The sequence below is a fragment of the Pseudarthrobacter sp. RHLT1-30-1 genome, assembly GCF_059383415.1.
Genome location: NZ_JBWZCG010000008.1, coordinates 56,464 through 76,192, shown reverse-complemented (window position 1 = coordinate 76,192; position 19,729 = coordinate 56,464). Strand labels below are relative to the sequence as shown.

Annotated in this window: 21 protein-coding genes and 2 pseudogenes; 10 read left to right on the top strand and 13 right to left on the bottom strand. The window is 66.5% G+C overall.

What is annotated here, in order from left to right; genetic code table 11:
* Positions 1 to 58: 58 nt before the first annotated feature.
* The gene (locus AC50YM_RS08140; protein WP_494956464.1) at positions 59 to 757 is read left to right on the top strand and encodes a molybdate ABC transporter substrate-binding protein; all 699 of its coding nucleotides are present in this window, start codon (positions 59 to 61) and stop codon (positions 755 to 757) included.
* Between the two features lie 6 nt (positions 758 to 763).
* On the opposite strand, the gene AC50YM_RS08135 is transcribed toward AC50YM_RS08140, so the two are convergent.
* Genes AC50YM_RS08135 through AC50YM_RS08120 form a run of 4 tightly spaced genes read right to left on the bottom strand, consistent with a single transcriptional unit; the run spans position 764 to position 4,651 of the window.
* A complete protein-coding gene (locus AC50YM_RS08135; RefSeq protein WP_494956463.1) occupies positions 764 to 1,813 on the bottom strand; it encodes a glycine betaine ABC transporter substrate-binding protein in 1,050 nt (349 codons plus the stop codon).
* The gene (locus AC50YM_RS08130) at positions 1,814 to 2,719 is read right to left on the bottom strand and encodes an ABC transporter permease (protein ID WP_494956462.1); all 906 of its coding nucleotides are present in this window, start codon (positions 2,717 to 2,719) and stop codon (positions 1,814 to 1,816) included.
* The gene (locus AC50YM_RS08125; protein ID WP_494956461.1) at positions 2,716 to 3,999 is read right to left on the bottom strand and encodes an ATP-binding cassette domain-containing protein; all 1,284 of its coding nucleotides are present in this window, start codon (positions 3,997 to 3,999) and stop codon (positions 2,716 to 2,718) included. The genes AC50YM_RS08130 and AC50YM_RS08125 overlap by 4 nt, the downstream gene beginning before the upstream one ends.
* Entirely contained in the window at positions 3,992 to 4,651 is a 660-nt protein-coding gene (locus tag AC50YM_RS08120; RefSeq protein ID WP_494956460.1) for an ABC transporter permease, read from the bottom strand. The genes AC50YM_RS08125 and AC50YM_RS08120 overlap by 8 nt, the downstream gene beginning before the upstream one ends.
* Before the next feature lie 358 nt (positions 4,652 to 5,009).
* Between AC50YM_RS08120 and AC50YM_RS08115 the strand changes: the two genes are divergently transcribed.
* On the top strand, positions 5,010 to 5,630 hold the full coding sequence (locus AC50YM_RS08115; protein ID WP_494956459.1) for an L-threonylcarbamoyladenylate synthase: 621 nt from the start codon (positions 5,010 to 5,012) through the stop codon (positions 5,628 to 5,630).
* A gap of 13 nt (positions 5,631 to 5,643) precedes the next feature.
* Here the strand turns inward: AC50YM_RS08115 and AC50YM_RS08110 are convergent, their stop codons facing one another.
* On the bottom strand, positions 5,644 to 5,925 hold the full coding sequence (locus AC50YM_RS08110) for a hypothetical protein (protein WP_494956458.1): 282 nt from the start codon (positions 5,923 to 5,925) through the stop codon (positions 5,644 to 5,646).
* A gap of 493 nt (positions 5,926 to 6,418) precedes the next feature.
* Between AC50YM_RS08110 and AC50YM_RS08105 the strand changes: the two genes are divergently transcribed.
* From AC50YM_RS08105 to AC50YM_RS08085, 5 genes and pseudogenes are all read left to right on the top strand, one after another.
* Positions 6,419 to 6,928 carry a DUF4265 domain-containing protein gene (locus AC50YM_RS08105; RefSeq protein ID WP_494956457.1) on the top strand — a complete coding sequence of 170 codons (510 nt, stop codon included), beginning with the start codon at positions 6,419 to 6,421 and terminating at the stop codon, positions 6,926 to 6,928.
* Positions 6,835 to 7,059: a tetratricopeptide repeat protein gene (locus tag AC50YM_RS08100; RefSeq protein WP_494956508.1), complete on the top strand. Its 225-nt coding sequence runs from the start codon at positions 6,835 to 6,837 to the stop codon at positions 7,057 to 7,059. The genes AC50YM_RS08105 and AC50YM_RS08100 overlap by 94 nt, the downstream gene beginning before the upstream one ends.
* 101 nt (positions 7,060 to 7,160) lie before the next feature.
* Entirely contained in the window at positions 7,161 to 8,102 is a 942-nt protein-coding gene (locus AC50YM_RS08095) for a hypothetical protein (RefSeq protein ID WP_494956456.1), read from the top strand.
* A gap of 435 nt (positions 8,103 to 8,537) precedes the next feature.
* Positions 8,538 to 8,969 carry a LexA family protein gene (locus AC50YM_RS08090; protein WP_494956455.1) on the top strand — a complete coding sequence of 144 codons (432 nt, stop codon included), beginning with the start codon at positions 8,538 to 8,540 and terminating at the stop codon, positions 8,967 to 8,969.
* Positions 8,962 to 10,259: pseudogene (locus AC50YM_RS08085) on the top strand (Y-family DNA polymerase). Before AC50YM_RS08090 ends, AC50YM_RS08085 begins: the two are co-directional and overlap by 8 nt.
* Before the next feature lie 48 nt (positions 10,260 to 10,307).
* Here AC50YM_RS08085 and AC50YM_RS08080 read toward each other — a convergent pair.
* Together AC50YM_RS08080 and AC50YM_RS08075 are read right to left on the bottom strand one after the other, a co-directional pair.
* Positions 10,308 to 11,267, bottom strand: a complete 960-nt coding sequence (locus tag AC50YM_RS08080) for an AfsR/SARP family transcriptional regulator (RefSeq protein ID WP_494956454.1) — start codon at positions 11,265 to 11,267, stop codon at positions 10,308 to 10,310.
* Between the two features lie 362 nt (positions 11,268 to 11,629).
* Positions 11,630 to 12,610 (bottom strand): S1C family serine protease, encoded by a 981-nt coding sequence (locus tag AC50YM_RS08075; protein ID WP_494956453.1) that lies wholly within the window; start codon positions 12,608 to 12,610, stop codon positions 11,630 to 11,632.
* A gap of 182 nt (positions 12,611 to 12,792) precedes the next feature.
* Here AC50YM_RS08075 and AC50YM_RS08070 point away from each other — a divergent pair, with 182 nt between their 5' ends.
* On the top strand, positions 12,793 to 13,302 hold the full coding sequence (locus AC50YM_RS08070; protein WP_494956452.1) for an HtaA domain-containing protein: 510 nt from the start codon (positions 12,793 to 12,795) through the stop codon (positions 13,300 to 13,302).
* A gap of 52 nt (positions 13,303 to 13,354) precedes the next feature.
* Here the strand turns inward: AC50YM_RS08070 and AC50YM_RS08065 are convergent, their stop codons facing one another.
* Complete coding sequence (locus AC50YM_RS08065) at positions 13,355 to 13,633, bottom strand: hypothetical protein (RefSeq protein ID WP_494956451.1); 279 nt, start codon at positions 13,631 to 13,633, stop codon at positions 13,355 to 13,357.
* Positions 13,634 to 13,881: 248 nt separating this feature from the next.
* On the opposite strand from AC50YM_RS08065, the gene AC50YM_RS08060 reads away from it, so the two are divergent.
* Positions 13,882 to 14,184, top strand: coding sequence for a DUF4193 domain-containing protein (locus AC50YM_RS08060; RefSeq protein WP_056426952.1), 303 nt, complete (start codon positions 13,882 to 13,884; stop codon positions 14,182 to 14,184).
* A gap of 79 nt (positions 14,185 to 14,263) precedes the next feature.
* Here the strand turns inward: AC50YM_RS08060 and AC50YM_RS08055 are convergent.
* From AC50YM_RS08055 to AC50YM_RS08040, 4 genes and pseudogenes are all read right to left on the bottom strand, one after another.
* A pseudogene (locus AC50YM_RS08055) lies at positions 14,264 to 15,235 on the bottom strand (glycoside hydrolase family 15 protein).
* A complete protein-coding gene (locus AC50YM_RS08050) occupies positions 15,151 to 16,083 on the bottom strand; it encodes a trehalase-like domain-containing protein (protein ID WP_494956450.1) in 933 nt (310 codons plus the stop codon). Before AC50YM_RS08050 ends, AC50YM_RS08055 begins: the two are co-directional and overlap by 85 nt.
* 100 nt (positions 16,084 to 16,183) lie before the next feature.
* Complete coding sequence (locus AC50YM_RS08045; protein WP_494956449.1) at positions 16,184 to 16,528, bottom strand: GNAT family N-acetyltransferase; 345 nt, start codon at positions 16,526 to 16,528, stop codon at positions 16,184 to 16,186.
* 76 nt (positions 16,529 to 16,604) lie between these two features.
* Positions 16,605 to 17,615 carry a pirin family protein gene (locus tag AC50YM_RS08040; RefSeq protein ID WP_494956448.1) on the bottom strand — a complete coding sequence of 337 codons (1,011 nt, stop codon included), beginning with the start codon at positions 17,613 to 17,615 and terminating at the stop codon, positions 16,605 to 16,607.
* Positions 17,616 to 17,693: 78 nt separating this feature from the next.
* On the opposite strand from AC50YM_RS08040, the gene AC50YM_RS08035 reads away from it, so the two are divergent.
* Positions 17,694 to 18,365, top strand: coding sequence for an alpha/beta hydrolase family protein (locus AC50YM_RS08035; protein ID WP_494956447.1), 672 nt, complete (start codon positions 17,694 to 17,696; stop codon positions 18,363 to 18,365).
* A 15-nt stretch (positions 18,366 to 18,380) separates the two neighbouring features.
* On the opposite strand, the gene AC50YM_RS08030 is transcribed toward AC50YM_RS08035, so the two are convergent.
* A complete protein-coding gene (locus AC50YM_RS08030; RefSeq protein WP_494956446.1) occupies positions 18,381 to 19,664 on the bottom strand; it encodes a class I SAM-dependent methyltransferase in 1,284 nt (427 codons plus the stop codon).
* Between the last annotated feature and the right edge of the window lie 65 nt (positions 19,665 to 19,729).

Here is a 19,729-nt window from a genome sequence, read left to right as displayed (position 1 = left end):
CCCGTGCGCCACCCGCCTCGACGTCGTCCCCCGCACTGCAGAAAGTTGAACCGAACCCATGACCGAACGCCCCGCCCTGTCCCTGTTCTGCGCCATCGCTCTTCGGGGCGCCGTCCAGGGCACTCTCCTCCCCGCGTTCACCCAGGCCACCGGGATCGCCGTCGACGCGCACTATGCCACGACCAGTGCCCTCGTCCAGGAGATCGGGGGCGGCGCCCGGCCCGACGTCGTCATCGGCATCACCGCCGCGCAGGCGAAGCTGGCTGCGGCGGACGTTCTCCACGCCGCGTCGCTGGTGCCCGTTGCGAAGGCCGGCATTGGCGTTGCGGTGGCCCCCGGAGTTCCGGTGCCCGATCTTTCAACGGTCGAGGCACTGGTCAGTGCCCTGACCGGGGCCCGCTCCGTGGCGTACTCCCGCAACGGACCCAGCGGCGTGTACCTTGCCTCGTTGTTGCCGGAGCTGGGCATCGCCGACCAGGTCAACGAACGGGCCACGGTCGTCGACACCGGCTTCACCGCGCTGGCCCTATTGGACGGGCGCGCGGACCTTGCGGTCCAGCAGTTGAGTGAACTCAAGTACGTGCCGGAGGCGACAATCGCCGGGCCGTTCCCGGCAGCTGTCCAGCACTACACGGAATTCTCCGCCGCGATCGCCGTCTCCGCCCGGAACACCTCCGACGCCGCGGCGCTGCTTTCCTTCCTGACCGCCGCCGCGGCTCAGGAGGCCTACACCGCCGCGGGGCTGGAGACTATCTGATCCCGCCTAGGGCGCTCCGGTCAGGAACCCCTGCTCCTTCATCCAGTCGAAGGCGACATCGGCAGGTTCCTGGCCGTCGACGTCGACCTTCAGGTTGAGGCCCCGCATGGTGGTGTCGTCCAGCAGCGGCGAAATCTGCGCGAAGATCCCTTCCAGCTCCGGGTGCGCAGCCAAGGTCTCGGAATAGAACACCGGCGCGACGTTATAGGCGGGGAAGAACTTCTTGTCGTCGGTGAGCACTGTCAGGCCCAGCGCATCAATCCGGCCGTCCGTGGCGAAAACCTCGCCGAGGGTACACACACCGTTGTCCGTGGCACTGTAGACGGCGCCGACGTCGTACAGGCCGATGTTGCGCTCCGGCACGCCGGAATCGGAACCCCGGTCCAGGCCGTAATGCTTGAGCATCGGTCCGAAGCCGTCGGGCCGGGAGTTGAACTCCGGCTCGACGCAGAACGTCCGCTGGTCAACCGGCAGTTTGGCGATGTCGGACAGGGTGCTGAGCCCGTACTGCGCGGCGGTTTCATTCGTCACGGCGAGCGCGTAGGTGTTGTTCAGCGGAGCCTTGGCGCCCCAGGTCAGGCCGTTGGCCAGGTCCTCGTCGTGCACCGCCTGCCACTGTGCGTCCTGCTCCGGGATGCCGGACGGGTGCCCCATGAACGACAGCCAGGCGGTGCCCGTGTACTCCCAGATGATGTCCGCTTTCCCGGCAAGCATGAGCGATCGGGTGGGCTGGCTGCCGGGGACGTTTGTCAGGTCCGAGACGGTGAACCCGGCCGCTTTGGCGGCGAGTACCGCCATTTTGCCCAGAATCAGTCCCTCAGTGTTGTTCCGTCCGGTGACGGTCACCTCCGAACCGGCCGCACCAGCAATGGGCCGGATGGTGCCCGGCCCTGCCTCAGGGACGTACGATGCGGCCGGTGCCAGGCCGCAGCCGGTCAGCAGGGTCACCGCTGCCAGCGCCGTGGCAAGTGCACCGATACGCGCCCGCGGCCGCCGGTTTTCCCGCCATTTTGTCCGCGTGGCTCCGGTTGTTCCGTTTGATTCAAGAAAGTGCATCTACAGTCCCTTCGGACGGGCCACGTGTTCAACGACCCGTCCAACCCAGTCGATAAACAGCGCCAGCAGGGCAACCAGCAGGGATCCGACGACCAGGACGGCCGGCAGATTGAGCTGGACCCCCGTGGTGATCAGAATCCCCAGGCCGCCTCCGTTGATGAACGTTGCGAGAGCCGCGGTCCCCACCAGCAGCACCAGCGCCGTCCGGATCCCGGCGAGCATGATGGGGACAGCCATCGGCAGTTCCACCTTGAACAGCACCGCGGCGGCGGTCATGCCCATTCCGCGGCCGGCTTCCACGAGCCGCTGGTCCACGTGCTGCAGGCCCACCATGGTGTTCCGCAGCACCGGCAGGAGCCCGTACAGGACGAGTGCAATCACGGCGGCCCAGAAGCCGAATCCCAGCCAGAACGCCAGCAGCACAACGAGCCCGATGGAGGGCGCGGCCTGGCCGACGTTCGCGAGGACCAGCACCGGACCGCTCAGGAAGCGCAGGCTCTTGCGGGTCAGCGCGATTCCGAGCGGGACGGCCACGGCCAGCACGATCACGGCCGCCAACAGCGTCAGTTGCAGATGTTCCAGCGTGTGGTCCCACAGGGCTGCGGGTGCCAGGGTCGTCAGTTCCGCAGGCGACAGGTCCGCCAGGAGCAGCCATCCAACGAGACCAAGGAGCACGGCGAAGATGCCCAGCAGCTGATAGAACAGGGCGCGCCAGGAGCGCTGGCCGGTGCCGGCGTCGATGACGGCATCGGCCCCCACTGCCGACTCGGCGTCGAGCGCCTCAGTATCGAGCGCGTCGGTGACCGGCCCGTCAGTGGCCGGCGGCCGAGCGCCCGGCTGCGCGTCCCCGGCGGGACCATGGCCGGGACCGCCTGCGGTCTGGGGGCCCTGCCCGGCGTGCCTCATTGTCCGGGCCGTCCTTCGCTGGCGGCCGGCGGGTCGGAGGGGACCGCGGCTGCAGGGATGGTGCCGGTGTTGGTTCCCACCGGGGCATCCAGCGAATCCAACGCCGCCGCCTCGTGGGCCTTGGTGATAGCCGCCATCACGGTCTGGACGTCGATAACGCCCTCGAAGGCCTCCCTTCGGCCGGTCACGAGGGCGGCACCGGCGCTGGAAACCAGCATGGTGTCCAGCGCGTCGTTGAGCGTCGCCCGGCTGCCCACCACGGGCAGCTTCGGGTCGAGTGCCGGGCTAATCGTTTGCAGGCGGCTCAGCTGGCGGCGCGACAGCCACTGAAGCGGCCGTTGACGTTCATCCACGACGACGGCGTGACCGTGGCCTGCCGTTTTGATGCGCTCCAGGACGTCGGCCGCAGCCTCGCCGGGCCGGGCCGTGATCGCCTCGGCGAGCGGTGCGTCGCCGACCCGGGTCAACGTCAGCTGCTTGAGCCCCGCGCCCGAGCCGATGAAGTTCTCGACGAATTCGTTCGCCGGGTCCCCGAGGATCCGCTCCGGTGTGTCGTACTGGACCAGCCGGGCGCCCTCGTCAAAGATTGCGATCCAGTCACCGAGTTTGACCGCCTCATCAAAGTCGTGCGTCACGCAGACAATCGTTTTCTGCAGGTCTGCCTGGATCTGCAGCAATTCGTCCTGCAGCCGCTGCCGGGTGATCGGATCCACCGCGCCAAACGGCTCGTCCATGAGGAGCACGGGAGGGTCGGCAGCGAGCGCGCGGGCCACTCCAACGCGTTGCTGCTGACCGCCGGACAGCTCTTTCGGGAACCGGTTCCGGTAGACACCGGGGTCCAGCGACACCAGCTCGAGGAGCTCGTCGACGCGGGCGGCGATGCGTTCCTTGTCCCACCCCAGCATCTTCGGGACGATGGCGATGTTGGCCGCCACCGTCATATGGGGGAAAAGTCCGCCGGCCTGGATGACGTAGCCAATTTTCCGCCGGAGCTGGTCGCCGTCCTTCTTCGTGACGTCCTCGCCGTTGAGAACGATCCGTCCCTCGGTGGGCTCGATGAGCCGGTTGATCATTTTCAGCGTCGTGGTTTTACCGCAGCCGGACGGGCCAACGAACATCACCATTTTTCCCGCCGGAATTTCGAGGGTCAGGCCGTCCACAGCGGGCTTGGCCTGACCAGGGTAGCGCTTGGTGACCTTGTCGAGCAGGATGCTGGCCCCGGTGATTCCTTCGGCGTGCCGCAGCTGTTCGGGAGTGGTTGTGGGGGCAGATTCAGACACGGATACCTCGCGGGGTTGTCAGCCGGCCGAGGCCGACGAGAAGGAGATCAAGGATGACGGCAAGAACGACGACGCCGACGACCCCGGTCACCACCGATTCGAACGAATTGGCGCCACCCAGCCGGGAGAGTCCGGAGAAGATGAAACCGCCCAGCCCTGGGCCCAGGGCATAGGCGGTGATGGCTGCCACACCCATCACCATTTGCGCGGACACGCGCACACCGGCGAGGATGATCGGCCAGGCCATCGGGAGTTCCACGCGCAGCAGCGTGCGGAAACGGCTCATGCCGATCCCCCGGGCGGCCTCGACGACGGCCGGGCTGATGCCGGACAGGCCGACGACGGCGTTGCGGAGGATGGGAAGCGTGGCATAGAAGGCCACCACAATGACGGCCGGAATGACTCCGAATCCGAAGGGCGCGACCAGCAGCCCGATCAGCGCGAAAGACGGGATGGTCAGTCCAACCGCGGAGACCGAGTTCGCAACCGAGACCAACTTCTTATTCCGGTAGACCAGAACAGCGAGGGCCACAGCCAGGACGGTGGCCAGGATCAAACATTGTGCTACCAGGCTGAAGTGCTGCCAGCCGGCGAACAGTATTTGATTGAGCCGGCCGGAAATGAAATCCACCACAAATAAGCTCTCTTTCATTGGTTGCCCGTCAATTCCGGGTGGACGGTAAGAGACGTGCAATATGCCCGGCTGTTTCTAGGCGGGAACCCTGATGGCCGCTTCAAAGTGCACACGGACAGGAATCCACAATTACCGCGCCGAACATGCGCCGGCCATGATGACGGATACCGTTTCAATACCGTGGCGTCCGCTGCCGCCAAGGGGGCCTCGGAGGAAATCACCGGAGCCCTTCGCCGGACTGTTGCGGACGAGGGCCACAGCCATTTTACCTCGTCAGGGCCGCGAGCCACCACAAAGCCTGCCGAATTGACGCCATGCGGGTGGCATCGTTGGGGCCCTTGGGGGTCCACCCCGCCGTCGGGCGTAAGCTCGTGCCATGGCGAGATATTTCGATGTTCACCCCGAAAACCCCCAGGCGCGCTCTATCAGCCAGGCGGTGGAAATCGTCCGTTCCGGCGGGCTGATCGCCTACCCCACGGATTCCTGCTACGCGCTCGGTGCGCAACTGGGGAACAAGGAGGCGCTGGACCGGATCCGGACCATCCGCCAGCTGGATTCCAAGCACCACTTCACCCTGGTCTGCAAGGACTTCGCCCAGTTGGGCCAGTTTGTGCAGATTGATAACGATGTGTTCCGCAGCATCAAGGCAGTCACGCCGGGCAGTTACACGTTTATCCTGCCGGCGACCAAGGAAGTCCCGAAGCGGCTGCTGCACCCGAAGAAGAAGACCGTGGGTGTGCGCATTCCGGACAACGCGGTGGTCCAGGCGTTGCTGGCCGAACTGGGCGAGCCGCTGCTCTCCAGCACTCTGTTGCTGCCGGATGAGGAGGAACCGCTGACCCAGGGCTGGGAAATCAAGGAACGGCTTGAGCACGTGGTGGACGCTGTGATTGACTCCGGCGACTGCGGCGCCGAGCCGACCACAGTGATCGACTACTCCAGCGGCGTGGCGGAAGTCGTCCGCCGCGGCATGGGCGATCCGTCCCGGTTCGAATAGGCCGTCCGGGGGCCTAGGCGGTCCCGGCTGAGCGGGGCTCGCCCGTCGCCCGGTTCCGCAACCAGCGGCGCGAGAGGTCCACTACGGCAAGCAGTCCCGCCAGTGGCGTGAGCACGGCGGCGGCGTAGACGAACAGCAACCAGGTCAGAGTGGTCAGCAGCGACTGGTGGTTGCTTAACAAGGACAGTCCGCCGAAGAACCCGAGGCCCCAGAACAGGATCACGCCAGCCAACACCGCCGCAGCGGGAAAGTACTCGTTGCTGATAGTGCTCTTCACAAAATTCCAGATTTTCATGGACCCTCCTCATGCCTGGCGGTGGGGAAAGTCCGCCGGATTCATGTCAATTATGCGGCGCTTCGCAACCCGGTATTTGTCGAAAACGCACTACGTGATGAAGCTAACTTCACTGCCGCGAGTGTCGTCCGTCCCGGAGAGGCTTTTTAGGCCGGACCCGGACGGGCGAGTGGTGGCATGATGGGCGCATGAGCCGAGTCGGGTGCGACCTGACCATCTCCCTCGACGGATTCGCCGCCGGTCCGAACCAAACCTTGCAGGACCCCCTAAGCGAGGGGCGGGCAGCTTCCGGGCCACCCGCGGCGACGTCGACGATGACGTGCCGGCCGGCGGCTCTCCGCCGAGTCTTCAATGGTGAGGACGAACAGGCATGCAAGCTCAACGGGTGGATGCCCTCGTTCCGTCTTGTCGTGAGGTGAAGGACTGCCGTGGGCCGGTGGAAACACTGCGGCAGTGTATGTGGCCGGGACGGCACTCCCGTTAGGCTCAGAAAATGGATGAGTATCGCCTCCACCCGAGTCGGGTCGCCCACTGGAAAGCCGGCAACCTGGAACCGTGGCCAGACGCAACGGCCGCCAACGAGACCATCTGGTTTGCGCTGCCGAAAGAGCCCGACGGCGTCACGTACTGGGAAGGGTTGAACGGCCGGCTGGAGCGTGACGGTACCCTCACCGTCCTTGGCGTACCGGCGTACGCATATGACCTCAATCTGGGTGACCGCGTTACTTTTATCAAATCAGCAGAAGGACCTTTGGTAGCGACAGGAGTGGCCCGTAAGGGCAGTAACCACACCTTCAGATTTTTTCTGCGCGACCCTGATGATGGGGCAGCGTGGTATCCCCTGGTGCAGGAGTTCGCGGTGATGGGCTGCCTTGTGGACGTCCTCTCCCCTCGGCTGACTGCCCTGTCCTGCCCGGTAGAAGCCCGACCGCCCGTAGTCAGCCGACTCGGTCAGCTGCGCGGGGAAGGCATTCTGGACTTCGAAACCAGTTCCAGCCCGTAGGATTCCCTACTTCCTACCGGCTGGTAGTCGAGGCCGGACTCGAACGGGAACGCGCGACACGCGTGTTCATCCAGCTGGGAAGTACCCTGCGCAATGTTGGTGCCCCAGCGGAGGGCAGTAGCGACCCATGAAGGCGAATCTCCAGACCGCGACTGAGCACGCCGGCTCCGGTACGTGGGGGCAGGCGCCTGGGGCGTCCTGCCGGTGGCCCGCTCGCGTAGCCTTGGGGCCAATGAACCCTTTTGGACTCCCGGAGCACCAGCTCGCCGCATTCGGCCGCCCGGTGCTGGAATACCTTCCCGCTGGTTACGACGCCGGGGACGCGGCGCAAGCCGAGATCGACGACGTCGGATCCCTCGCCGCTCTTGCGTCACCGGACGTCGTGGCTGCAAGGATGGCCCGGCTGGGAGTCAACGTCAGCACGTGGAACTTAACCGAGCGGCTACTTGAAGCCGGCGAGGACCGGACCGTCGTTTCGGGGCTCAGATACCGCAACCTCGCTCCGGACTTTCCGTTCGTGGCGGTCAAAACTAGTGCCCGGGTGAACGACGCCGAGGCGGTGGATGCACTGGCCGCCCAGGTAGCCGAGGCTTACTCCGGCGCCGGAGTGCGTGGCTTTACGTTCTGGGAGGAACCCGGCCTTGATCTACCCTCGGTGGAAAACTGGGCAACAGTCATGGCCGGGTCCCTGGGCCGGGCGGCAAGGGCTGACGGACGGGGCCCGACCGGGGTTGTGACAATCTCCTGGCCAGACTCGGCGGCTGCCGCTTTTGCTGATTACCAGCGCGAACATCGAGCGTGGCGGTCCGATGTGCCGGGGATTGCCACGTTCGTCTCGGAATCCGAGCAGGCAGGGCTCCAAGAAGCGGCGGACCAGGGCCTCTTGATGTTGCTCCGGGACCACCACGGCTTTGCGGGATTGGCGGCTGCCACAATCGCTCCGCTCTTTGGCCGGCGTGCCGTTTGCATGCTGGAAGTGTTCCTCACAAAACGTCTGCGTGGCAAGGGCCTCGCTCTGGCGGTGCAATCCTCGTTCTTGTCCGGTCAACGTTCGGGTGCGGACACCGTCTGGGGCCACATCCACGCGGGGAACTTGCCCTCGCTGCGCACGGCACAGAGACTGGGCCGCCGGCCGGTCCAGCAGGAGTATTTCGTCAGCTTGTCCGCACCCTGAAAATTGTCTCCCGGCGTCAAAAGGGACGCTACAGATGCCTTCCAACCGAAGGGCGATGACGCCGACGCCGGAATGCCCTCTGTCGCTGCTGCAGGCGGCAACGTGCCGGACGCCTGCGATGCCGGATCCAGCGCCGCCCGCTCAGGGGTGGCCAAGTCCACCCATCAGGAGGCCGGCCGCGGACCAGGAACGGGCGCGGATGGAACGGTACCTTCAGGCTCCGCTTCAGGTCGCGCGGCGGGAAAATGGAATCGTGTTGCACAACCCGGAGTGGGGGTCACCCTCTTCCGCCCCCTTATGAGGCCGCCTGATCCCGCAGTCCCGCTTCTTGCGCATCGGCACCCCCGCGGCCAAGCAGCTCCACAAAGTGTGTCGGTTGTCGGCGCCGGGAGCTACACTTAATCTATCGAACATATATTCGAATAAAGGTGTGTGGTGGGCGTTATCATCGGGCCCCGCGTGATAGATGCGGGCACTTCTCTGCTGTCGGTTCTGATCTCGCCGGTGCCGGTCGCCGCGGGCTACCCCTCCCCGGCCCAGGACTACTTTGACGGGCGCATCGACCTCAACGAGCACCTCATCAAGGACATCACGAGCACCTACGTCGTCAGGGTCTCCGGCGACTCCATGGAGAGCGCCGGGATCAGCGACGGCGACGAACTGATCGTCAACCGGGCCCTCGAGCCCCGCGACGGCTGCGTGGTGGTGGCCGTCCTGGACGGCGAACTCACCGTCAAAAGGCTGCGTCTGACGGCGACGGGGGTCGTGCTTCAGGCTGACAACCCCCGCTACCCGGACATCAGGGTCGCCGCCCTGTCGGACCTGGTCATCTGGGGGGTCGCGACCCGCTGCCTGCACCATGTCTAGGTCCAGGGCCCTGCCTCACCGGGGCACCGTCGCCCTCGTTGATGTGAACTGCTTCTACGCCAGCGCCGAGCGCGCCTTCGACCCTTCCTGGAGGGCCGCCCGCTGATCGTCCTCTCCAACAACGACGGCTGCGCAGTCACCCGCTCCCCCGAGGCAAAGGCACTCGGAATCGCCCTCGGCGAGCCCTGGTTCAAGCTCGCACCCCGGGCGAAGGAATGGGGGCTCGTGGCCCGCTCCAGCAACTACGAGCTGTACGGGGACATCAGCGCCCGCGTGATGGAACTCCTCGGCCGCTACTCGGCCTGGCTGGAGGTCTACAGCATCGACGAGGCCTTCCTGGGCGTCAGCGGCACGCCCGAAGAGCTGCGGCAGCTGGGCCACACCATGAAGACGGCCGTGCGGAGGAACGTCGGCGTCCCTGTCTGCGTTGGGATCGCAGAGACCAAGACGCTGGCGAAACTGGCCAACAAGTGGGCGAAACACAATCCCTCCTTCGACGGCGTCTGCCACTGGGATGCCGTCCCCGCCAGCCAGCGGGAGAAGCTCATGGCCGGGCTGTCCGTGGCTGAACTCTGAGGTGTCGCGGCGCGGCTGACCAAGCGGCTGAACGGGCAGGGAATCCACTCCATCCTCGACCTCGCCCGGGCCGACCCGGTCAGGATCAGGGACCGCTTCTCCGTGGTGCTGATGCGCACGGTCCTGGAACTCCGGGGAACCCCGTGCGTCCTCCTCGAAGAGGAACGGATCGGCCGCGACCAACTGATCTTCAGCCGCTCCTTCGCCACGCCAATAACCAGCGGCGCAGGGCTGCGGCAGGTGCTCGGCGTCTACGCCCAGCAGGCCAGTGCCCGTCTGGCCAGGCACGGGCTGCAGGCGAAGGTGCTGACGGCGTTCGCCGCCACGTCCTACTTCAACCCGCAGGCGAGCTCATATCCCTCGGTGTGCGTTCCGTTGCCGATGCCCACCGCCGACCCGGTCCTCCTGGCGAGGGCGGCGTATGCCCTGCTCCCCCGGATCGACGACGGCGTCAAGTACGTCCGCGCCGGGATCATGGTCACCGACCTGCGCCCCACCGGCAACCAGGCACCATTGGCGGTTTTTGAGAATCCGCACGAGGAACGCGGCATCGGCCCGCTGCTGGAGGATGTCAGCCGGAGGTACGGCCGGGGTTCAATCGGGCTGGGCCACGCTGGTATCCGGGGCGGGGCGGACTGGAGCATGAAGCGCGACATGCTTTCCCCCCGCTACACAACGCACTGGGCCGAGCTCCTGGTCGTAAAAGCCGCATGACTGCCGAGGGGCGAGCCAGCGCCGAAATGGTAGTGGTCCATCCCGGCGTCAGACAGCGGCCAGCGCCTGCTGCAGGAACGAGTCGAGGACCCGGCCGGCATTCTCCTGCAGGCGCCGGGATTCCTCCGCGGCCAGCTCCGTGCTTTTGGGGCCATGCAGCCGCTCGCCCAGGTAAAGCAGCGCTGCCAGGACCTCCGAGAGTTCGGTATTGCCCTCAGCGCGCTGCCGCAGCAGCCTGAGGTGGGCGGCCTGCAGGGCCGGCCCCGGTGCACAGCCCAGGTCGCGGTCGAACAATCGGCGGCAACGCTCATAGGCGGACAGCCCCTCGACCGGAAGGCTGGCCTGCTCGTAACCGGTGACCAGAATCGTCCACGCTCGTTCGTTCAGCGGCTCAGTCTGGACGGCGGTCCGCGCCAGCGAAATAGCCAACGCGGGTTTGTCGAGAAAGGCCGCGGTTTCGGCCGCCAGAATCTGGGCTGCGACTTTCTCGGCAGCATGCTGGGCCCGCACTTCCTCTGCCCAATCAGCCACGAGCTCAAAGCCCAGCAGAGGCTCGGCCGCCAGCTCCAGCGCCTGCAGGGAAAGGCGATGCGCCTCGGCCGGCGGGGCCTGCCGGGCGGTACGGACCAGCCGGCGGAAGGCCGAGAGGTCCAGGTCCACGAGTTGCGGGTCCATGACGTAGCCGCTGTTCGCGGTGCGCAGCGGGCCCTGCTTGGTGTTGCCGGGCTGGATCGCCCTGCGGATGCCGCTGACGTAGCTCTCCAGGGTGGCGATGGCGCCGTCGCTGGCATGTGGTCCCCATAGGAGCTCCACGAGGCGCGTTTTGGACACAGGGGTTCCCAGGCTCAGCAAGAGAATTTCCAGAATGTGGCGGGGCTTGCGGCCGCCCATGTCCGCCGCCGTGAGCACTTCGCCATTCCGCCGGACCTCGAACGTTCCGAACAGCCGGACCGAAATTCCCGACTCAAGGCCACCCAAATTTTCCACGTTGATCTCCGATTTTCCCACCGAATTCCTAACCTGCTTTTCGGAGAGCCGGAAAGAATTAGAGAAAAGTACTGAGACCCACTTCCAACCGGCTTTCTATGGAAACCGTGACACGCAAAACGGGAGGCAACAAGCAAAGGAGCTACCCGCTCCTTAACCAAGCGGAAAGTCGGGTACCTCCGGAAGCTGCACCAAGTGTTCCCCGGAAGTTATGTGCGTACCTGCCCCGCGGCTCAGGTAGCAGCACCCCAAGGAAAAGAACGGCATCGAGTAATGCCCTATTGCTGGGCGGATTCCGGATAAACCCATTTGAACGAACGCTGAGGTCATTGCCGCGTTCCGCCACGTTTTTCACGGCAGCGCCCCCTCACCGTTCGCCCCCGTCACCGGTCGTTCATCTCTTCAGGAACCGTGAGAACCCGGATTTCGGTTCCGTCACGCAGCACTGCCAGCTCCAGTGGCACGCCAATTGCCTCGGCAAACAGCAGCTTTTGCAGACTCTCGGCATTGGACACGGCCTTTTCGCCCACCCGGAGGAGCACGTCGCCGGCCAGAAGTCCGGCCCGCTCGGCGGGCGAATTGCTCAGTACCTCCACCACCAGGAGCCCTTCGCGGTGTCCGGTCCGGACCACGGAGCTGGGCTGCAGTTGGATGGGGGTGTTGACCAGCCCCAGATAGGCGCGCCGGACGCGGCCGTCCTTGAGCAGCGCCGCGATGATCCGCCGGGACGTGGCGTTGACCGGAACCGCCAGGCCGAGTCCTGCGCCCGCAACCGCCGTGTTGATGCCGACGATCCTGCCCCGCGCGTCCGCAAGCGCACCACCGGAACTGCCCGGGTTCAGTGCCGCGTCGGTCTGAATAACGTCCTCGATGATGCGGCGGTTTCGTCCGGACCAGACGGGAATGGAACGGCCCAGTCCGCTAACCACGCCCGCGGTCACGGAGCCTGAGAGCCCCAAGGGGTTCCCGACCGCAATCACCAGCTGTCCCACCCTGAGCGACTCCGCATCGCCAAGTGCCGCCGGCGTCGCCGTCGGGGCCTTGCCGCGCACAACCGCCAGATCCGAAAGCGGGTCCGCGCCGATAACTTCCACGGCCGTCCGGGTCCCGTCGGCGTACACCGCACTGCCGCTCCGGGCTGCGCCCACCACATGGGCGTTGGTGAGCAGGTAACCGTCCGAAGTGAACAGGACGGCGGAACCGGCGCCCGTGCGGAATCGGCCGTTCCGGCCGGTGCCGGTCACCTCGAGGGCGGCCACGTGCGGTGTCACGGCCGCGGCAACGCGGATTACCGTTTCGGAATAGGAATCGAGGGGATCCTCGGATGCCTCGGGGTCAGGGACCCGGCTGATTGCAGTGGCCACAGCGCACCTCCTGAACTGGTACTTATCTAAGTCAACCACCAGCCCCTTCGGCGTAGTCCGGGGCTCCCTACGCCCTCAGAGAACTACGCCGGATGTCACGTCTTCGGGGTGCGAGTGCAACCGGCAGGCGATCCGCCGCTAGGCTCGGAGGAGTCCCGCCTTTCAGTCACAGGAGAACCTACGTGAACCCAGCGTCCGCTTCACCCGATCCGCTGCCTCCGCTGGGCCTGAGCTGGGGCATCAAGCGCAGCTTTATCGACTACATCACCAGCCTGCCGGACGGTTCCGTGTCGGCGGCGGGCGGCGCAACGGTGACCAAACCTTCCTTGTTCTGTTTCAGCCCCGACGCGTCCGACTACGACGTCGCGCGCGGAACTGGAGTACTGCGCTTCCGCGGGGACGTCCGGCTCGCCGGCCACCACGGCATGCTGCTGGTCCGGCTGCTGGATCCCTGGATCACCTTCACGAGTGGCAGCGGGGTACTCTCGATCAGCACGGGCGACGGCGGCGGGCAGGACCGTACCGCCGTCGGCTTCCTCAGCCCGACGAAGCCCCGCGACGCCGACGGATCCCTGGTCTGGGACCATGTTGACGTGGTCATTTCCCCGGAAGGGTCCGAACTCTTCGATGGCCAGTATGCCGCCGGCCAGCCGATGGATCCGATCGCCATCCGGGTGACCGTCCCGGCGTAAGAGGGAGGGTCTGCTCCGGCGGTCCCCCGGTTTCACAGCGCCGGCGGATTTTCTAGAGGCCCCCGTGCACGTCCCCATGTGCCTGCGCTACTTGGGGAGCAGGCCCGAAAAGCCAGCCGGAGACGTCGCTGCGCAACACAAAGTGGGGTCCACCGGTGGCACTGACACTGCCGGTGGGAACGTAGTAGCCGCGTCCGGCACCCGGACCGCCAGCAGCGCGGTCGAGGGCGTCGGTAAGCTGTCTGGGCAGATGTCCCGCCGGGCCAAGCGCCCGGAGGCCATCAAGTTCGTCCGGCGTGAGCCTTCCGAGTACTGCAGCGATATCGGCCATCTTGGATCCTTTCGGGCGGGCGGTGCTAAAGCACCAGCCTAGGACCGCGTCATGAACGGCATGTGAAATCCGGACGAAGATCATCGAACAGCTACGGGTCCGGGGACGGCCGCCGGGACCTGGCGCCATTCCCGGCGGTGTCGTGAGTGTCACTCCGCCCGCGTGCCATACACCCAGCAAATTAACGGACGAATGCTGTACCGTTCAATTCCGGGAAACCCAGAACAACGGAATCGAGAATCAACCAGGTGGCAACCGACTATGACGAAGTCCGATCCGACGTTGCGGAATCACGCAACGCCTCCCTCGAGGCCCTGCGCTCCGCGAACGCGCCGGACGCCCGCAGCGTAACCCGTGAGCTCGACGAGGCGGACACCTCTGAAGGCGTGGAACTGCCCGGCGCCGACCTCTCCGGCGAGGAACTGACGGTCACCGTCATTCCGCAGAAGGAAGACGAGTTCACTTGCTACTCATGCTTTCTGGTCCGGCACCGCTCGCAGCTCGCCCGCGAGAAGGCCGGCCACTCGTACTGCGCTGACTGCATGAGCTGACGGCCGCACCCCTTCACATTCGGCCGGCGAAGGCCCGGCTCCCGCATGCGGGAGCCGGGCCTTCAGGCTTTGCCGCCGTTCAGCTTCGTGAGGCGGCCCGCCGTCCGGCTTTCAGCAGGCGCAGTCCGCTGGCGAGGACACCGACGTGGCTGAAGGCCTGCGGAAAGTTCCCCAGGAACTCGCCCCTGTCCGGATGGATTTGTTCCGGCAGCAGGCCGAGCGGGTTCGCGCGGCCTCAGAGGGCTTCGTACAACGCATAGGCCTCATCGATCCTGCCCTGTCCGGCCAGGTTGTCCACCAGCCAGAAGCTGCAAAGCAGGAAAGCGCCCTCGGTGCCAGGAAACCCGTCCGGGGACATTTCGGGGCGGTACCGGAAGAGCAGACCGTTTCCGGCGTCGAGCCCTTCCGAAATCGCCTTCGTGGTCGCGGCCATCCGTGGATCGTCAAAAGCAATGACATTGCGCACGGGCAGCGTCAACAGCGCCGCGTCGAGGCCGCCGCTGCCGCCGAGGTTCTCGGTGAAGGTCCGACGTTCGGAGTTCCACGACTCGGTCAGCGCCGCGTCGCGAATGGTCTCGGCGGCGGCTTCCCATCTCCCTCCCGGGTACGAGAGGCCCTGCTTTCGGGCGATCTGAATGGCGCGGTCAACGGCCACGTAGCACAGCGCCGCGGAGTACGTGAAAGTGCGTCCCTCTGAGCGTATTTCCCAGGGTCCGCTGTCCGGGGTCCGCCACCGGGCGATGGCCAGCACCACGATGGGGACGAGGGCTGCCCACAGCCGGCGGTCCACGTGTCCGCCGCTGATCGACCACTGGTCGTGCTGGAGCTGGTGGACGGCACCGTTCCCCCACCGGACCGGGGCCGAGCCGCGGTACCCGCGCAGCAGCGGGTCCTGGACCTCTTCCGGTGGCTGGGAGCCATCCAGCGCATACATCACATGGGGTGCGCCATCCCGTTCAACGTTGGTCAGCACCCACGCGAGGAAGACGTCCGCGTCGCTGGGGTCGCCGATGCGCCTGAACACATAGTTCGAGAACGACGCGTCCCGCACCCAGGTGTAGCGGTAGAGTCCCAGTTCCGCGGTGCGCCGGGCCACTCCGGCAACGACGACGTCGCGGCCGCCATGATGGCGCCCGTCTCCGCATGGTCCAGGAGCTTGAGTGTCAGCGCCGAGCGCTTCATCAGCTCCGCCTGGGAGCCCTGACAGTCCAGCCCTGAGGACCAGCGCCGCCACGCGGCGACCGTCTGGTCGATCAGCTTTCGCGCGTCCCGATGCTGCCTGAGCCGGAAGCGGCCGGACCAGTGCAGGGCCATGGTGATGGTCTCACCGGCCCGCAGCGTCACTTCCGCCGACAACTCCCGCCCGTCCGGGGCAAGATCCACCGTCGACCACAGATAGACCTCCGAAACGCGGACGCCCTCCCACTCGAAACGCCAGCCCCCCGCGAGTTCGTCAAAAGTGACACCGGCCTTGGGGACCAGCCTGATCCGGAGGCGGACGACCCCTCCCACGGCCTGGACAAAGCGGAACAGCCCGCTGCGGCCGGCGGGGACCGGTTCGACCAGATCGGCGCCGGACCGCAGGGTCAGGCAGTCGGTGATCTGAAGTATGCCGCGGTCCGAGGCAAGGGTGGTGACCAGGACACAGGAATCCTCCATGTACCGCTGGGCGGATGCGTGAACGGAGACCGGAGCGATTTCAAAGAGGCCCCCGTTTTCCGCATCGAGGATTCCGGCGAGGAACGGGGGGCTGTCGAACTCCGGGATGCAGAGCCAGGAGATCCCGCCGTCCCGGCCCACGAGCGCGCAGGTGGACCCGTCGCCGATGAGGCCATGGTCCTCAATGGGCAGGTAAGCTTCCCGGCGATCTATGGCACGCAGATGCGCGGCGGGAAACACTGCTGCTCACTCCTTCAATCTTCCGGTGTGGCTTCTCCTTTCTTCATTCTGCACCTGACCGGCCGCGGAAACCACAGATTCAACGGCGGTTACGATCTGCTCAGCGACGGGTCCGCTGCGCCAGTGCGTCGTTGAGAAATCCGAGGAGTGCGGGGGTGGGTTTTTGAACGCTGGCCCCGTACCCGGTGTGCTTCCCGAGGTAGTTCTTGATGTAGGGGCACACCGGCACAATCGTCAGACCGGCGGCAACCGTCTCGTCGAGTGCCTGCGCAGCGAGCCGCCCGGCGAGGCCCTGGCCGCCGTATTCCTCGTCGATGACCGTGTGATAGAAAATCCGGTGACCGTCCGCATCGTCGACGTAGGCCGCCTGGCCGATGGCGGTGTCGCCGTCGAGGACCTGAAAGCGCTGCCGGTCCGGGTTGTTTCTGATGGTGATCGTGGTCAACAGCTTCTCGCTTTTCGTCGGGGCGTGCCGGTGGACAGCCGGTGAGCATGACCACGGTGGCCTGCTCCGGTCGAAATCAGTCCCGCGGCCGGAGCCGGGCGTTGGGTAGTGCGGGCGCCGGCAGCGGTGCAGGTTCCCCGGCGGGGAACGTCCCGAACCGCGGGCCGGCGGTTTCCGACGCGGCAGCCGGCGCGGCAGAAAAGGGGGCGTTCTCGACGCCGATCTCCGCCTGCCATTGTGCGCGGTAGGTGGCGATTTCCTCGTGGCTGCGTCCCACGAAATTCCACCACATCACAATCTGCTCGCCGAGGGGTGCGCCACCGATGAGCAGCACGCGCGCGGGTTCCATACCGGCCGCCAGGGTCACGGATGTGTGTCCCACCGGCAGGTAGGCGAGGTGGTCCTTGGCGACCGGGTGGCCATCCAGGCTGACCGTTCCGGTATCAACCAATACGCCGTGTTCGAAGGACGGATCCGTGTCCAGATTCAGGGTGGTTCCAGCGTCCAGCAGGATCTCGGCGCCCAGCAGCGGCGTGTGGGTGGTGACCGGAGAGGTGGCACCTGCCATCGATCCGAGGAACACCCGCATGAACCAACCGGGTCCGGACAGCGGATCCGGGCGGTAGTGCTCAAACGTGGGCTCCATCTGCCGGGCGGTGTCCGGCAGCGCGACCCACAACTGGGCCCCGTGCAGGACGTCAGTCCCGGGGGTGGAAAATTCCGAGTGGCTGATGCCCCGCCCGGCGGTCATCAGGTTCACCTCGCCGGGCCGCACCGCGGCGTGGAAGCCGGCCGAGTCGCGGTGCTCAATCTCGCCGGTAAAAAGCCAGCTGACCGTCTGCAGACCCGTGTGCGGGTGCCGGGGCACGTGCATGCCCCCGGACTCGCCGACCCGGTCGGGACCATAGTGGTCCAGGAAGCACCAGGCGCCGATGAGGCTACGCTGGCGCTGCGGCAGGGTCCGTCGCACGTCCATGGCCCGCGGCCCGCCCAGCGGGACCTGCCGGGGCACGAGGATTTCCACGCCCACACAGTTGTCATCCGTTTCGCACAGGATCTCCTGCGGGGCCACCTCGGTATTGCTCATAACGACAGCCTAGCCATCCAACGATGGGTTCGGCAGCACTTGAAGCTGTACAGGTCGCGATGGGGTCATGATGGACTTATGACCGTCCCCGAGTTGCCCGTCACGATCAGCGTGGGCGAATCGTCCGTTTCCGGCGCATACGCCCGCCCCGAGGATCCCGCCGCCACGCTTGTGGTCGCCCACGGGGCCGGGGCCGGGATGGAGCACCCGTTCCTGGCCGGATTCAGCCGTGCCCTGAATGACTTGGGGATTGCCACGCTCCGCTTCAACTTCCCCTATCGGGAGGCCGGCCGGAAGTTCCCTGACCGGCCGCCGGCAGCTATCGCCGCCTGGCGAGCGGCGATGGCTGAGGCCGCTGCCCGCTCCGGTGGCGAGCCTGTCTGGGCGGGCGGGAAGTCCTTTGGCGGACGGATGGCCTCGATGGCGGTGGCCGAGGGCATGCCGGCGGCCGGACTCGTCTATCTGGGATACCCGCTCCATCCCCCCGGCAAACCGGACAAGATCCGGGATGAGCACCTGTACGGGCTGACGTTGCCGATGCTTTTTCTGCAGGGCACCCGCGACCCCTTTGCCACGCCCGAACTGCTGGAGGCTGTCGTCGCCAGGATCGGCCCGTCCGCCGCCCTGGAGTGGCGGATCGGCGGCGGACACACCTTCGAGGTCAAGGGAACCAAACGCGGCCCGGAGGAGCTCGGCGCATCACTGGCCGGGCCGGCGGCCGCCTTCATCGCGTCCCACGGCGCCAGCTGATGTGCCCGGCGTCCTTCAGACCCAGCCGGTCCGGCGCAGCGGCGGTTCGGCGCCGCCGGGCCGCTGCACGAGGATCTGGTTGACGCCGGTCAGTCCGGCCTCGAAGCCCAGGGCGCTGGCCGCCATGTAGAGCCGCCAGACCCGGGCACGCCCTTCGCCGGCAAGCAGCGTGGCTTCGTTCCAGTTGTCCTCGAGGTTCCGTACCCAGGCCCTCAGGGTCAGAGCGTAGTGCCGGCGAAGGGCCTCCACGTCGAGCACTTCCAGCCCGCCGGACTCCAGCGCTGCGACGGTTTCCGCGAGGCCGAGCATCTCGCCATCCGGGAAGACGTAGCGCGGGATGAAGGAATCCGGATCCGGCGCGGTGGGCCCCGCATTCCAGCAAATGGCGTGGTTGAGCAGCCGCCCACCTGGCCGTAGCAGCCCGTGCAGCTTTGCGACATAAGAGGTCATCTGCTCGCGGCCCACGTGCTCTGACATGCCGACGGAACTAATCGCGTCGTACGGCCCGTCGTCCACGTCGCGGTAGTCCTGGACGCGAATGGTCACCCGGTCCGTGAGGCCGGCGTCCGCCACCCGCTTCCCCGCCAGGACCGCCTGTTCCCCGGAAAGCGTCACGCCGACGACGTCGACCCCGTAGTTTTGCGCTGCCCGCAGCGCAAAGCTTCCCCAGCCGCATCCGACATCCAGCACCCGCATGCCCGGTTCCAGGCCCAGCTTCCGGCAGACCAGATCGATCTTGGCGTCCTGCGCGGCGTCCAGGCCGGTGCCTTCGTCCGCCCAGACGGCACAGGAGTAGACCATGGAGGGCCCGAGGACGAGGGCGTAGAAATCGTTCCCGACGTCGTAGTGGTGGGAGATGGCGGCAGCGTCACGCTTGCGCGTGTGCCGCCGGCCGGCGCGGACGATCCGTGCCTCCTCCGGCGGCGGTGCCGGGTTGGGTCCCAGGGCGCCGAGCAGGGCGGCGTTCTTGAGGATGGTCCCGAGTTCACGGACGGTGGGCGGCCGGAACGGTCCCGGCTCGGCGAACTTGCCGGCCGAACTCAGGGCGGAGAAGCTGGCGAAGACGTTTCCCGGGGCGTCAATGTCCCCGGCAACGTAGGCCCGGCTGAGGCCGAGCTGCCCGGGTGACCACAGCATCCGGCGCAGGGCCCGACGCGACCGGAACTCGATGATTGGCGCGCCGGCCGGTCCTGCCTCCGAGCCGTCCCAGGCCTTCAGCCGCAGCGGGATTTCCTTCGTTCCAAGGACGATGGCGAGTACTTGAGCCAGCCGGGGTGCCGCCCCAGTCGTTTTCGTCATGGCGAAGGCCTTTCGTCGGGTGCACTAGTCCCTCCCAATCTATTCCGGTGCGCCGGAGCCGAACA

Excerpts from the sequence above, each read along its gene's own strand:
- AC50YM_RS08140 (WP_494956464.1), top strand. The coding sequence starts at position 59 with ATGACCGAACGCCCCGCCCTGTCCCTGTTCTGCGCCATCGCTCTTCGG.
- AC50YM_RS08135 (WP_494956463.1), bottom strand. The coding sequence starts at position 1,813 with ATGCACTTTCTTGAATCAAACGGAACAACCGGAGCCACGCGGACAAAA.
- AC50YM_RS08130 (WP_494956462.1), bottom strand. The coding sequence starts at position 2,719 with ATGAGGCACGCCGGGCAGGGCCCCCAGACCGCAGGCGGTCCCGGCCAT.
- AC50YM_RS08120 (WP_494956460.1), bottom strand. The coding sequence starts at position 4,651 with ATGAAAGAGAGCTTATTTGTGGTGGATTTCATTTCCGGCCGGCTCAAT.
- AC50YM_RS08115 (WP_494956459.1), top strand. The coding sequence starts at position 5,010 with ATGGCGAGATATTTCGATGTTCACCCCGAAAACCCCCAGGCGCGCTCT.
- AC50YM_RS08110 (WP_494956458.1), bottom strand. The coding sequence starts at position 5,925 with ATGAAAATCTGGAATTTTGTGAAGAGCACTATCAGCAACGAGTACTTT.
- AC50YM_RS08105 (WP_494956457.1), top strand. The coding sequence starts at position 6,419 with ATGGATGAGTATCGCCTCCACCCGAGTCGGGTCGCCCACTGGAAAGCC.
- AC50YM_RS08095 (WP_494956456.1), top strand. The coding sequence starts at position 7,161 with ATGAACCCTTTTGGACTCCCGGAGCACCAGCTCGCCGCATTCGGCCGC.
- AC50YM_RS08065 (WP_494956451.1), bottom strand. The coding sequence starts at position 13,633 with ATGGCCGATATCGCTGCAGTACTCGGAAGGCTCACGCCGGACGAACTT.
- AC50YM_RS08040 (WP_494956448.1), bottom strand. The coding sequence starts at position 17,615 with ATGAGCAATACCGAGGTGGCCCCGCAGGAGATCCTGTGCGAAACGGAT.
- AC50YM_RS08035 (WP_494956447.1), top strand. The coding sequence starts at position 17,694 with ATGACCGTCCCCGAGTTGCCCGTCACGATCAGCGTGGGCGAATCGTCC.
- AC50YM_RS08030 (WP_494956446.1), bottom strand. The coding sequence starts at position 19,664 with ATGACGAAAACGACTGGGGCGGCACCCCGGCTGGCTCAAGTACTCGCC.